16 protein-coding genes are annotated in these 12929 nt (G+C 63.7%); 12 read left to right on the forward strand and 4 right to left on the reverse strand.

Annotated elements, in window-relative coordinates; genetic code table 11:
* Positions 1 to 17 precede the first annotated feature (17 nt).
* Positions 18 to 845: a DMT family transporter gene (locus FEV53_RS00070; RefSeq protein WP_142832772.1), complete on the forward strand. Its 828-nt coding sequence runs from the start codon at positions 18 to 20 to the stop codon at positions 843 to 845.
* Here the strand turns inward: FEV53_RS00070 and FEV53_RS00075 are convergent.
* From FEV53_RS00075 to FEV53_RS00085, 3 genes are all read right to left on the reverse strand, one after another.
* Positions 842 to 1906, reverse strand: coding sequence for a 5-(carboxyamino)imidazole ribonucleotide synthase (locus tag FEV53_RS00075; RefSeq protein ID WP_142832773.1), 1065 nt, complete (start codon positions 1904 to 1906; stop codon positions 842 to 844). The genes FEV53_RS00070 and FEV53_RS00075 overlap by 4 nt on opposite strands.
* A 24-nt stretch (positions 1907 to 1930) precedes the next feature.
* Positions 1931 to 2416: a 5-(carboxyamino)imidazole ribonucleotide mutase gene (gene purE, locus FEV53_RS00080; RefSeq protein WP_142832774.1), complete on the reverse strand. Its 486-nt coding sequence runs from the start codon at positions 2414 to 2416 to the stop codon at positions 1931 to 1933.
* A gap of 72 nt (positions 2417 to 2488) precedes the next feature.
* Complete coding sequence (locus tag FEV53_RS00085) at positions 2489 to 2689, reverse strand: YdcH family protein (RefSeq protein ID WP_142832775.1); 201 nt, start codon at positions 2687 to 2689, stop codon at positions 2489 to 2491.
* Between the two features lie 174 nt (positions 2690 to 2863).
* Between FEV53_RS00085 and FEV53_RS00090 the strand changes: the two genes are divergently transcribed.
* The 5 genes from FEV53_RS00090 to mazG all read left to right on the forward strand — a co-directional run bounded on the left by FEV53_RS00090 (position 2864) and on the right by mazG (position 7014).
* Positions 2864 to 3271: an Hsp20 family protein gene (locus FEV53_RS00090; RefSeq protein ID WP_142832776.1), complete on the forward strand. Its 408-nt coding sequence runs from the start codon at positions 2864 to 2866 to the stop codon at positions 3269 to 3271.
* Between the two features lie 12 nt (positions 3272 to 3283).
* A complete protein-coding gene (locus FEV53_RS00095; RefSeq protein WP_142832777.1) occupies positions 3284 to 3511 on the forward strand; it encodes a DUF1150 family protein in 228 nt (75 codons plus the stop codon).
* 88 nt (positions 3512 to 3599) lie between these two features.
* The gene (locus tag FEV53_RS00100; RefSeq protein WP_142832778.1) at positions 3600 to 4004 is read left to right on the forward strand and encodes an META domain-containing protein; all 405 of its coding nucleotides are present in this window, start codon (positions 3600 to 3602) and stop codon (positions 4002 to 4004) included.
* 67 nt (positions 4005 to 4071) lie between these two features.
* A complete protein-coding gene (locus FEV53_RS00105) occupies positions 4072 to 5955 on the forward strand; it encodes a propionyl-CoA synthetase (RefSeq protein WP_142832779.1) in 1884 nt (627 codons plus the stop codon).
* Between the two features lie 201 nt (positions 5956 to 6156).
* Positions 6157 to 7014: a nucleoside triphosphate pyrophosphohydrolase gene (gene mazG, locus FEV53_RS00110; RefSeq protein ID WP_142832780.1), complete on the forward strand. Its 858-nt coding sequence runs from the start codon at positions 6157 to 6159 to the stop codon at positions 7012 to 7014.
* Between the two features lie 347 nt (positions 7015 to 7361).
* Here mazG and FEV53_RS20690 read toward each other — a convergent pair whose 3' ends face one another.
* Positions 7362 to 7541: a hypothetical protein gene (locus tag FEV53_RS20690; protein ID WP_185962030.1), complete on the reverse strand. Its 180-nt coding sequence runs from the start codon at positions 7539 to 7541 to the stop codon at positions 7362 to 7364.
* Positions 7542 to 7676: 135 nt separating this feature from the next.
* Between FEV53_RS20690 and FEV53_RS00120 the strand changes: the two genes are divergently transcribed.
* The 6 genes from FEV53_RS00120 to ftsA all read left to right on the forward strand — a co-directional run bounded on the left by FEV53_RS00120 (position 7677) and on the right by ftsA (position 12926).
* Complete coding sequence (locus FEV53_RS00120) at positions 7677 to 8300, forward strand: hypothetical protein (protein ID WP_142832781.1); 624 nt, start codon at positions 7677 to 7679, stop codon at positions 8298 to 8300.
* A 50-nt stretch (positions 8301 to 8350) separates the two neighbouring features.
* On the forward strand, positions 8351 to 8722 hold the full coding sequence (locus FEV53_RS00125; RefSeq protein WP_142832782.1) for a hypothetical protein: 372 nt from the start codon (positions 8351 to 8353) through the stop codon (positions 8720 to 8722).
* Between the two features lie 39 nt (positions 8723 to 8761).
* A complete protein-coding gene (gene murB / locus FEV53_RS00130) occupies positions 8762 to 9712 on the forward strand; it encodes a UDP-N-acetylmuramate dehydrogenase (protein ID WP_142832783.1) in 951 nt (316 codons plus the stop codon).
* A gap of 80 nt (positions 9713 to 9792) precedes the next feature.
* Entirely contained in the window at positions 9793 to 10725 is a 933-nt protein-coding gene (locus tag FEV53_RS00135) for a D-alanine--D-alanine ligase (protein ID WP_142832784.1), read from the forward strand.
* Positions 10713 to 11591 (forward strand): cell division protein FtsQ/DivIB, encoded by an 879-nt coding sequence (locus tag FEV53_RS00140; protein ID WP_142832785.1) that lies wholly within the window; start codon positions 10713 to 10715, stop codon positions 11589 to 11591. Before FEV53_RS00135 ends, FEV53_RS00140 begins: the two co-directional genes overlap by 13 nt.
* A gap of 3 nt (positions 11592 to 11594) precedes the next feature.
* Complete coding sequence (gene ftsA, locus FEV53_RS00145; protein WP_142832786.1) at positions 11595 to 12926, forward strand: cell division protein FtsA; 1332 nt, start codon at positions 11595 to 11597, stop codon at positions 12924 to 12926.
* Positions 12927 to 12929: the final 3 nt, after the last annotated feature.

The raw sequence follows: 12929 nt of genomic DNA on the forward strand, positions 1-12929 counted from the left end.
AAAAGAGGAGCGGCCTCGTGCGGCTGAGCCTGACCACGGCGCTGGTGATGATCGCCTTCGCGGCGAATTCGCTGCTGAACCGGGCTGCTGTCGAAGGAGGGCACGCGGCGCCGCTGGATTTCGCACTGGTGCGGCTGATTTCCGGTGCGGTGGTTCTGGGGGTGCTGGTTGGCCTCTCAGGAGGCGGGCTGGTGCGCGCGTTCGACTGGCGCAATGTGGCGGCGTTGAGCCTCTACATGCTGGGGTTTTCGCTGGCTTATGTGTCGTTGCCCGCAGGAGCCGGAGCATTGATCCTCTTTGCCGCAGTGCAGGTCACCATGTTTTCGGGGGGCGTTCTGGTGGCGGAGGAGATCCCGATGCGGCGCTGGGTTGGGGTTCTCGCGGCTTTGTCGGGGCTCATCTGGATGCTCTGGCCGGGCGAGGCGGCACTGTCCCCCCGGCATGGGATATTAATGGCCATCGCCGGAATTGGCTGGGGCATCTACTCGCTCAGGGGGCGGGGAACCAGTGCTCCAATGCGGATGACAGCGACGAGTTTCATTGGCGCGGTGCCGGTGGTGGGGCTTGTGTGGCTGGTCTGGCCGGGTGGCGGGATGGATGCCGTGGGCTGGTGGCTGGCAATTCTGTGTGGCGCTGTCACATCGGGGCTGGGTTACGCGCTGTGGTATCAGGTGTTGCCCCGGCTGGGAGCGAGCCGGGCTGCGCTCGCGCAGCTCACCGTGCCGGTCATCGCTGTGGGTGCGGGTGTGGTGTTGCTGGGAGAGGCGCTGAGCCTGCGCCTCATCTTGTCCTGCGCGGTGGTGATTGGCGGCGTGGCACTGGGGCTGAGCCGTCCACGTCTTTAGCGCAGGCGGTTCACGTGGCCCATCTTGCGACCGGGACGGGTCTCGGCCTTGCCGTAGAGATGCAGGGCGGCGCCGGGCTCGGCTGCGATTTGCGCCAGCCGGTCCATGTCCTCGCCGATCAGGTTTTCCATCTCGACATCGGAATGGCGTTTGCCATCGCCCAGAGGCCAGCCCGCGACCGCGCGGATATGCTGTTCAAACTGGTCGATCTGGCAGCCATTCTGGGTCCAGTGTCCGGAATTGTGCACACGCGGCGCTATTTCATTCACCACGAGGCCGGTGTCAGTGACGAAAAGCTCGACGCCCATGACGCCCACATAGTCGAGCGCGGTCAGGATGCGCGACGCCATGAGGACGGCGTCGGTGGCGAGGCTGTGGGGGATGGTGGCGGGCACGGTGGTGGTCCGCAGGATGCCCTCGCGGTGGACATTCTCGCCGGGATCGAAGCAGGCCACGCGACCGTCGAGGCCACGGGCGGCGATCACCGAGATTTCGCGGGTGAAGGAGACGAAGCCTTCGAGGATCGCGGGGGCGCCGTTCAGGGAGGCCAGCGCATCTGCGGCATCTTCGGGGGCGTTGATCCGCGCCTGCCCCTTGCCGTCGTAGCCGAAGCGACGGGTTTTCAGGATGGCGGGTGCACCGATCCTTTCCAGGGCGGTGTCGAGGCTGGCGGCGTCTTTGATGTCGGCGAAAGGAGCCACCTGAAGGCCCAGATCGGCAAGCCAGCCTTTCTCCGTCAGGCGGTCCTGACTGATGCGGAGCGCTTCGCGACAGGGACGGATGGGGCGGTGCTGTTCGAGGAGATCCAGCGCTTCGGTGGGGATGTTCTCGAACTCGTAGGTGATCACGTCGCAGTCTTTGGCGAAGGCCGTCAGCGCGTCGTGATCTTCGTAGGGGGCCGTGGTGATCCGGTCCGCCGTCTCGGATGCGGGCGGGTTGGCGGCGGGCTCGTAGATGTGGACATGAAGGCCCAGCCGGGAGGCCGCGACGGAGAGCATCCGGCCCAGCTGGCCACCACCTAGAATACCGATGGTCGCGCCGGGGGAGAGAGGTTTGGTCATGGGGCGGGTCCCTTTGGAGGCGATTCAGTCAGTATCTTCGGGCGTCTCGGGGATCGAGGCCGAGAGGGCGTTTCGCCAGTCGGTGACACGTTGCGCCAAATCAGGGTCGGAGATCGCCAGGATCTGGGCGGCCATCAATCCCGCATTGGCCGCGCCAGCCGCACCGATGGCCATGGTGGCGACCGGAAAGCCGCGCGGCATCTGGACGATGGAGTAGAGACTGTCGACGCCCGAAAGCGCCCTTGTCTGGACCGGGACGCCCACCACCGGAACGCGGGTTTTCGACGCCATCATGCCCGGCAGGTGCGCAGCACCTCCGGCACCGGCGATGATCACCTTCAGCCCGCGCTCTGCGGCGGTCTTGCCGTAGTCCCAGAGCCGGTCGGGGGTACGGTGGGCGGAAACGATGCGAGACTCGTAGGTCACGCCCAGCTCGTCCAGAATCCGGGCTGCTTCCTGCATGGTTGGCCAATCGGACTGGCTGCCCATGATGATGCCCACATCTGCCATGCTCTGCTCCCTGATCAATTTGCGCGCGACACTAGCGGGGGGACGAAGCCTCCGCAACATGGGGGAGGCAGGTCAGGCGATGATATCAGGCAGGAGCTGATCCTCGATCTGGGCTATCTGGTCCTTGAGCTGGAGTTTCTTCCGCTTCAGCCGCTGGAGCGTCAGCATGTCGGCCCGGCCTGAGTGCTGAAGCGCGTTGACCGCGTCATCAAGATCCCGATGCTCACGGCGCAGCACTTCGAGTTTGACCCGAAGCACCTCTGTTTCCGTCATCGTGGGGGTCGATTCCAGTGTGCCGTCCATGGGGAGGAGAGTACATCGGTTGGGCGCTGCGGCAAGGGGCAAGTCTTGTCATGTGGCATAAAACTTCCCATTTATGTTCCCGAGGAGCCGGTTGCCGCTTCGGGGCCGCTCCATGGTACAGTCGCTTTGTCAAAGGACCTGTCGATGACGAAACTTGCTTTGGGATCGCATCCCTTCCTGCTGGGCTTCGATGACCTCGAACGTCTGGTTGAACGCACCGCCAAGTCGGATGCGGGAGGCTACCCTCCCTATAATATCGAACAACTGGGCGAAACCGCCTACCGGATCACGCTCGCCGTCGCGGGGTTTGCCGAGGACGATCTGGCGATCACGGTTGAGGACAAACAACTTGTGGTCCGGGGTCGTCAGGTGGACCCGGAGGACAACCGGGTGTTTTTGCACCGTGGCATCGCCGCGCGTCAGTTTCAGCGGACCTTTGTGCTGGCGGACGGCGTTGATGTGACAGGTGCGAGGATGGAGAACGGGCTCTTGCATGTGGAGCTGTCCCGCTCTCTGCCCGAGCAGATCATTCGCAAGATCGACATTTCCTGAGGAGAGATCGCTATGGAAGAGACGTTTACCGATCTGATCGAGACCCCTGAGAATATCGTCTATGTGCGCTCCGTATCCGCCGAGGAATTGCCTCAGGAGGTGCGCGAGAAGGCCGGGGATCTGCAAAACCTGTATGCTGTACACAACAGCGAGGGCGAGCGTCTGGCGTTGGTCGCCGGACGGCGTCTGGCCTTCAGCGTGGCGCGGCAGAACGACATGGCTCCCGTGTCCGTCCACTAACGGGATCGCCCGCGCCGTTGCGTCACCAGAGGTGGCGAAACCCGCGCGGGCACCCTACCTGATCTCCGAGACCTAACGGAGAGTTTTCATGCGACACACCCCGATCATCCTGACTGCCGCCGCCCTGATCGCGCTGGCGGGCTGCCAGACGAAGGACGAGACCGTGGCGGGATATGCCGACGCGACAGAGACCTACCTTCTGGAGAGCATCGACGGTGTGCCGTTTGACGGTCGCGCGACTCTGACCTTCCCCGAAGAGGGAAAGATCGCGGGTCAGGCACCGTGCAACTCATACCGCGCGGATCTGAAGGCGCCGTACCCGTGGTTCGAGACTTCGGCCATCGCAATGACCCGCAAGGCTTGCATTGATATGAACGCCGAGGCGGCCTTTACCGAGGCTCTGAACGCGATGACCCAGTCGGAAATTAGCGGCCCGGTGGTCATTTTGACCAATGAAGAGGGCCGCAAGATGGTGTTTCGCGCAAACAGTTAGCGTGAAATTGTTGCCCGGTCGGTCAACCTGAGCAATCCTCCTGTTAGCATTCAGGAGGATACGAGTGATGGGATACAGTGACGTTTACGCCGCATGGAAAGCCGACCCCGAGGGGTGGTGGATGGAGCAGGCGAAAGCCGTTCACTGGAGCAAATTTCCTGAAACCGCGCTGGCTGACGGCAACAGGGCCTGGTTTCCGGATGGGTTGACGAACACCTGCTACAACGCCGTGGACCGTCACGTGGAGAGCGGTCGCGACGATCAAGCCGCGATCATCCATGACAGCCCGGTGACGGGCACCAAGACCACAATCACCTACTCCGACTTGCAAGAGCGCTGCGCCCGACTGGCCGGCGCTCTTTCCGCACGTGGCGTCGGCAAAGGCGACCGGGTGATCATCTATATGCCCATGGTGCCCGAGGCGCTGGTGGCGATGCTGGCCTGTACCCGGATCGGGGCGGTGCATTCCGTGGTGTTCGGGGGCTTTGCGGCGAATGAGCTGGCCACACGGATCGACGATGCGCGTCCCAAGGCGATCATCGCGGGCTCCTGCGGGATCGAGCCAAACCGCGTCGTGGCTTATAAACCGCTGCTTGACGGCGCGATCGAGCAGGCCAGCCATAAACCTGACTTCTGCGTTGTGTTGCAGCGCGACGCGGGGCCGGCGGATCTGATTGAGGGCCGCGACCATGAATGGAATGCCTTTCAGGAGGGCGCCGAGCTGGCCGATTGTCTGCCGGTCGAGGGCGATCATCCGGCCTATATCCTCTACACCTCCGGCACGACCGGCAAACCCAAAGGTGTCATCCGCGCCACCGGCGGGCATCTCGTCGCCCTGAACTGGACGATGAAGTCGATCTATAACGTGGAGCCGGGCGAAGTGTTCTGGGCGGCGTCGGATGTGGGCTGGGTCGTGGGGCACAGCTATATCTGCTACGGCCCGCTGATCCACGGCAACACCACCATCGTGTTCGAAGGCAAGCCCGTCGGTACCCCCGATCCATCGACCTTCTGGCGGGTGATTGCCGAACATAACGTCAAGGCGTTCTTTACCGCGCCCACCGCCATCCGCGCGATCCGCAAGGACGATCCGGATGCGTCCTACATGCAGGGTCACGATATCTCCGGCCTGCGGGCGCTCTATCTGGCCGGCGAGCGCGCCGACCCCGATACCATCGAATGGGCGGGCAAGGTCATGGGCGTGCCGGTCTACGACCACTGGTGGCAGACCGAGACTGGCTTCGCGATTGCAGGCAACCCGGCGGGCATTGAGGCACTGCCGGTCAAGATCGGCTCCCCGACCGTGCCGATGCCGGGCTATGACGTCCACATTCTCGACGAGGCGGGCAACGAAATGCCTCATGGCGAGCTGGGGTCCATTGCGGTGAAGATGCCCCTGCCGCCAGGCACTTTGCCGACCCTCTGGCAGGCCGAGGACCGGTTCCAGAGTTCCTATCTCAATGAGTTCCCCGGCTATTATGCCACGGGCGACGCCGGGATGATGGACGAAGACGGCTATCTCTGGATCATGTCGCGCACCGATGACGTGATCAACGTCGCCGGTCACCGTCTCTCCACCGGCCAGATGGAAGAAGTCCTTGCCACCCATCCCAACGTCGCCGAATGCGCCGTTGTGGGGGTCGAGGACGCGCTGAAGGGGCAGATGCCCATGGGTTTCGTCACCCTTCAGGCTGGTACTGAGAAAACCGATGACGAAGTCTGCGGCGAACTGGTCAAACTCGTGCGGGAAAAGATCGGCCCCGTGGCGGCCTTCAAACTCGCCACTGTCGTGGACCGTCTGCCCAAAACGCGCTCAGGTAAAATCCTGCGCAAGACCATGGCCCAGATCGCTGATGGCAAGGACTTCAACACCCCCGCCACCATTGATGATCCCGCGATTATCGAGGAAATTCGCGAACGGTTGAAAAAGCTGGGCTATCCGAAAACCTGAGCTCTGATTGTCGAGGGGGCCTCCTAGTCTTCGCTCCCCCGCCTCATGATCACAGATGAGCCGGATGCAGTCTGCATTCGGCTCATTTTTTGCTCGCCTATCCTTTTTGGGGAATCCTTGTTAATGAAATTATCGGGCAGGCTTGCCAGCATAGCGCGAAATATATTCGCATTGCATCCGTCGAATGTGAGGAGGTCCGTCATGACGCAGAAGGACGATCGTATTTTCGAGACGCCCGCAGGTCTGGAGCGGTTGAAAGAGGTCATGGCGCGGCTGAGGGACCCCGAAACCGGCTGTCCCTGGGATGTCGAGCAGACCTTTGCCACGATCGCCCCCTATACCATCGAGGAAGCCTACGAGGTCGAAGACGCGATCTCGCGCGGCAATATGGAAGATCTCTGCGGCGAGCTAGGCGACCTGATGTTCCAGTCCGTGTTTCACGCACGGATGGCCGAGGAGGTCGGCGCATTCACCCTCGAGGACGTGGTGAATGGCATCACCGAAAAAATGATCGCCCGGCATCCTCACGTTTTTGGCACCGACAGCCGCGACAAGAGTGCCGAACAACAAGTCATCGACTGGGATCTGGAAAAAGCCAGGGAGCGCGCGCGTCGCAACGAGACGGGGGCTCTGGATGGGGTGGCACTGGGTCTGCCCGCGCTGATGCGCGCTGAAAAGCTGCAAAAGCGGGCGGCGCGGGTCGGTTTCGACTGGCCGGACATCAGCGGTGTGACCGAAAAGCTGATCGAGGAAGCGAGCGAGCTGACAGACGCCCGGCAAAAAGCTGACCCGGCGGAGATTTTCGAGGAAGTTGGGGATCTGCTGTTTACGGTGGTCAACCTAGCCCGGCATCTGGGGGTCGATGCGGAAAGCGCATTGCGTGCGTCCAACGACAAGTTCCACAACCGTTTCGCCTTTCTCGAAACGGCGCTGGCGGCCGCGGGTGAGAGCCCTGCGGATTTGTCGCTGGAGGAGCTGGATGCGTTCTGGGAGGCCGCCAAGCAAGCCGAGAGCGACCGCATCCGCGACCAGGATCGGGGCCAGCAAGCCGTCGCATGACCGTGTTTGGTCGCCTGGCGGCGAGAGGTGCGTCAGCTCCGGTTGGGCCTTTTAGACCTTGCGCAGTGCTATAACCTGAGCGGCGGGAACGTTGTTATTAGGGGCGCTGCCCCTGCGTCCCTGTGAGCCGCTGCCCCGGGGTATTTCGGGACACAAAGAAGGGACTTGTGCGGGGCAAGGGGGCGGGGCAGGCTGCGCGGGATGGTTGAGACTACGGACCGAGAGAGTCTTGAGCGCTGGCTGGAGGGGCGGCCGCGGGAGGACGCGCTGTTCATCGCGTCCCGCGCGGCGCTGCGGGTGGCGCCGGTGTGGTGGGATGCGGTGTCACGGGATGATGATTTGACAGATCATCTGGTGAGCCGCAGTGTGTTGATAACGGCGGTTGCGGCTCTTGTGCCAACCGCCGATATCAGGGGCGCCTCCGCCTCCGCCTCCGCCTCCGCCTCCGCCTCCGCCGCCAACGCCTCCACCTCCCGCGCCTCCGTCGCCAACGCCGCCTCCGCCGCCAACGCCGCCTCCGCCGCCAACGCCGCCTCCGCCGCCAACGCCGCCGCCTTCGCGGCCTCCGACGCCGCTTTTTTGCAGGAAAGGGGGGGGCGGGGGGCTGGCCGGAATTGTGGGCGGATGGGGTGCCGGAGCGTTTGGGGGAGATATGGGCGAGGGTGCAGGCGCGGTGGGAGGCGGATCCCGAGTGCGGGTTCTGGGTGGATTTCTATGAGCGGATGCTGGCGGGTGGACCTTTGCCGGAGGGGTATACGGAACTGCTGCTGGAAATCGCGCAGCAGGATGAGGGCTTCTGGGAGGGCGGCGATGCCGATGTGAACGCGCGGATCGCGCCGCTGTTCGACGCGTGGCGGGCGGGGCAAGTGGTCCAGGGTGAGCGGGAGCGGTTCCTGCGGGCGGCCTTCAGCAATTTCAGCTTTGACCACCAGTACCGATTGATGCGGATGGTTCCGTTTGAGAGCGACCTGAAGCATTTGCGGGACCCGGACCGGCTGAGGTCGTTTCTGGATGATGCGGAGGAGTTGCGGGACTCCATCGAGGATCTGCGGGACGCGCTGGCGGCAGAAGGCGGCCGGCAGGGCGCGGGCGCTGCGGCGAGTTTCCTGTCCAAAGTGTTGGCGGAACTCGACCGGGCCGAGGATCACCAGCATTTGCGGGTGGGGCGGCTGGTGCAGCTTGGCCGGGATCTGGAGCGTATTCAGGGCGATGAGGGGCTCAGGAGGAGCTTGGCGCGCCGCTGCATGAGGGGCTGTGCGACCGGGTTGCGGCCCTGTCAGAGCTGACACATACGCATTTTGCGGCGACCTTTACCAGGATCGCGCCGCTGCGTGAGGTGGCGACAGACCCCGCGACGGATCAATGGGACCTGCTGGCGGATCTCCGACGCGGGATCGGGTTGCTTGACCCCAATGACGCGCCGCTGGACCCGGATGATCTGGCCGTGCTGGATGATCTGGCGGATGGCATCGACCGGCTGCTGGGACAGCAGATGATGGTCGGCTCCGAAGATGTGCGCAGTGCCTTGCGGAAGGAGGCAGATTTCCGGATTGCACAACTGGCAGTGACGATCCGGCTGTGCTGGGATGAGCGCGGGGCTGCGCTGGAGATGATCGACGCGTTGCTCAAGGGCAAGAAGCGGGTGGACGGGGTCGAGGATCTCGTGGCCTGGGTGCGGGAGATCTGGCAGAAGATGGGCGGCGGCTGACCCTTTACCTCCCGCGTCATCCGGTGCACATCGGCGCGCATGACTGACATGCCTGAGACCCGGGGTCGCCTGACGCCGGACCGTTTGCTATCTGATCTGACCTGGCTGCGCGTGGGCGGGCCGGCGGAGTGGTTTTTCCAGCCTGCGGATGAAGCCGATCTGGCGGCGTTTCTGGCGGGGCTGGGGCCGGATATGCCGGTGTTTCCCATGGGGGTCGGGTCGAACCTGATCGTGCGCGATGGCGGCATCGACGGGGTGGTGATCCGGCTGGGGCGGGGCTTTAACGGCATTTCAATCGAGGGCGACCGGGTGCGGGCCGGGGCGGCGGCGCTGGACGGGCATGTGGCGCGCAAGGCGGCGGATGCGGGGCGGGATTTGACCTTCCTGCGGACGATCCCGGGGGCCATTGGCGGCGCGGTGCGGATGAATGCGGGGTGCTACGGGTCGTATGTGGCTGATCATCTGGTGGAGATCCGGGCGGTGACGCGGGCGGGCGAGATCGTCACGGTGAGCGCTGATGATCTCCGCCTCTCCTACCGCAATTCTGAGCTGCCGGAGGGCTGGGTGATCACCGAGGCGCTGTTCGAGGCGCCCGCGGGCGATCCCGAAGCGCTCCACGCCCGGATGGCCGAACAGATCGCCAAGCGCGATACGACGCAGCCGACGAAAGAGCTGAGCGCTGGCTCGACCTTTCGCAATCCGGCCGGATTTTCGTCCACCGGGCGTGCCGATGACAGTCATGAGTTGAAGGCCTGGAAGGTGATCGAGGAGGCCGGGCTCAGGGGCTATGTCCTTGGCGGGGCTCAGATGTCCGAGAAACACCCCAATTTTCTGCTGAATGCGAACGGAGCCACGGCGGCGGATCTGGAGGCTCTGGGGGAATTGGTGCGAGATAAGGTCTTCCAAAATTCGGGAATTCGGCTAGAGTGGGAAATTAAGCGGGTAGGGCGCAAAGCTCACCCCAATGAGCAGCACGAAGCTGCCAATTAAAAGGAGCAAGCGTCCGGCAAACGGGCGCGAATTTGAGGCAAGTGGTCCGATCAACGGATCCGGCAGGCGAAAGAGCGGGTATGTCGAGCAGGGCATTCCCCCATGTGGTCGTATTGATGGGCGGTCCCTCCGCAGAGCGTGAGGTTTCCCTGTCGACAGGTCGTGAATGTGCGGCCGCATTGCGGGGCGAAGGATTTAACGTCACAGAACTGGATGCGGGTCAGGATCTGGCCGCGCGGCTGGCAGAGCTGGCGCCCGATGTGGTGTTCAACGCGCTGCATGGCCGCTTTGGCGAGGATGGCTGCGTTCAGGGGCTGCTGGAATGGATGAAGATCCCTTACACCCATTCCGGTGTCGCGGCCTCTGCGCTGGCGCTGGATAAGGAGCGTACGAAGCTCTCCTACCGTGCCGCCGGGCTGCCGGTCGTGCCGTCCCTGCTGGTGGATCGCGAGGCGGTGTCCGAGGCCCACGTGATGGAGCCGCCCTATGTGGTGAAGCCCAACAACGAGGGATCCTCGGTCGGAGTGTATCTGGTTCAGGAGGGTGCCAACGCGCCTCCCAAACTGTCGCAGGACATGCCAGCCCGGGTGATGGTCGAGAAGTTCGCCCCCGGGCGCGAGTTGACCACCACGGTGATGAGCGCAAAGGGCGATCAGCCTGTGCGGGCGCTGGGCGTGACCGAGATCCTCACGGACACCTGGTACGATTACGACGCCAAATATGCAGCCGGGGGCTCGCGCCATGTGCTGCCGGCCGAGATTCCTGACGAGATCAGCGCGGCCTGTCTCCACTATGCAATCCGTGCCCATGAGGTGCTGGGGTGTCGCGGCGTGAGCCGGACCGATTTCCGCTGGGACGAGAGCCGTGGCCTTGAGGGGCTGGTGCTTTTGGAGACCAACACCCAGCCGGGCATGACGCCGACATCCCTGACGCCGGAACAGGCGGCCCACGCGGGTTACACATTCGGCCAGTTCTGCGCCTGGCTGGTGGAGGATGCGTCATGCGATCGCTGACCCATCCCCGCGGCTATCGCGATCCGGCGCCCTCGCGGCTGTCCTATCGCCTGCACCGCCTCGCTCTCACGCCGCATTTGCGGCGTGCTTTCGTGCTCGGCGGTCCGCTGGTGGCGGCTGCGTTGGTGCTGACGCTGATCTTTGCCGATCTGGAGCGCCGCGCCGCGATGGTGAGCTGGTATCATGGCGTCGTGGATCAAATCCAGAACCGCAAGGAATTCGCGGTGAATACGGTCTCGATCAATGGAGCGCTGGATCCGCTGGCCGATGAAATCCGCGCCCGGATGGATCTGCGGTTTCCCGTCAGCTCCTTTGATCTGGATCTTGAAGCCATGCGGGCGCAGGTTGAGGCGCTTGATGCGGTCGAATCTGCCCATCTGCGGATCCGGAAGGGCGGCGTTCTGGACATTGCTGTGACCCAACGTGTGCCCGCCATGATCTGGCGCACCCGAACCGGCCTGCAATTGCTGGACGCCGAAGGCAACCGGGTCTCGTCGCTCGGATTTCGCGATGAGCGCGCTGATCTGCCGCTCATCTCGGGGTATGGCGCGGATCGTGCGGTTCCCGAGGCCCTGCAGCTTTACGCTGCCGCGCGCCCCGTGCTGCCCCGCATTCGCGGGCTGGTTCGAATTGGTGAGCGCCGCTGGGATCTAGTGCTCAGCGAGGGTCAGAAGGTGAAATTGCCCGAAGACAATCCGGTTCGCGCACTTGAGCAGGTGCTTGCCATTGATGAGGCCGAGGAGCTTCTGAGCCGTCAGGTGGTGCTGGTGGACATGCGGATGCCCCGTCGCCCGACCGTCCGGCTGAAGCCGAAATCGGCAGAAGTCTCGCGTGATGAACGTGTACAACAACTCGGAGAGAAATGAGCGATGTCTGACCTGTATCAAACGCAACGGGCGATGCGTGCCATGCGGCAGGCCGCTTTGCAGCGGGGTGTCATCGCCATTCTCGACGTGGGCACCTCCAAGGTCGCCTGCCTGATCCTCCGCTTTGACGGATCTGCTGTCGAAGGCGAGGGGATCGGTGCGCTGGCCGGACAATCCGCGTTCCGGGTGATCGGCGCGGCTGTCACCCGGTCCCGTGGGGTGCGCTTTGGCGAGATCAACGCCATGCCCGAAACAGAGCGGGCCATCCGGACCGCCGTACAGGGCGCGCAAAAGGCCGCGCAAGTCAGGGTCGATCATGTTATTGCTGCCATGTCCGGGGGCGGCCCCCGCAGCTATGGTCTGGCCGGGCGGGCAGAGCTTGATGGCATGGCCGTCGAACAATGTGATGTCGCGCGGGTGCTGGCCTCCTGCGACGTGCCCGATTTTGGTGAAGGGCGTGAAGTCCTGCACGCTCAGCCGGTGAATTTCGCCATCGACCATCGCAGCGGCCTGAGCGATCCGCGCGGACTGGTTGGTGATGAGCTGTTCTGTGATATGCATGCCCTGACCGTGGACCGACGCGTGGTGGCGAACCTCATTCACTGCATAAAGCGGTGCGATCTGGAGCTCGCGGGGCTTGTCTCCGGCGCCTATGTGTCCGGCCTGTCGAGCCTCATCGAGGACGAGCAGGAGCTGGGCGCGGCCTGTATTGATCTGGGCGGCGGGACGACCAGCGTGTCGATTTTCTGGCGCAAACAGTTCATCTACGGCGATTGCGTCGCGATGGGCGGGGACCATGTGACGTCGGATATCTCCAAGGGCTTGCAGGTCTCTATGTCCACCGCTGAACGGTTGAAGACTGTCTATGGCGGCGTCGTGGCGACCTCTATGGATGACCGTGATATGGTGGAGATCGGCAGCGAGGAGACTGGCGACTGGGAAAGCGACCGTCGCACCGTCACCCGCGCCGAAATCATCGGCATCATGCGACCGCGCGTCGAAGAGATCCTCGAAGAAGTTCGGGCGCGGCTCGACGGCGCCGGGTTCAGTACACTTCCGTCTCAGCGGATCGTCCTGACAGGCGGCGGCAGCCAGATCCCCGGTATTGATACGCTCGCGCCCCGCATTCTTGGCAGCCAGGTGCGTCCGGGTCGCCCAATCCGTGTGGCTGGCTTGCCCGAAAAGGCAACCGGACCGGCGTTTTCCAGTGCGGTTGGATTGTGCCTTCAGGCGGCGCACCCGCAAGACGAGTGGTGGGATTTCGATATCCCGTCTACCCGTTATCCCGCCCGCTCCTTGCGGCGCGCGGTGCGATGGTTCCGGGATAACTGGTAAGCC

The organism is Palleronia caenipelagi (assembly GCF_007004065.1).
Classification (GTDB): Bacteria; Pseudomonadota; Alphaproteobacteria; order Rhodobacterales; family Rhodobacteraceae; genus Palleronia; species Palleronia caenipelagi.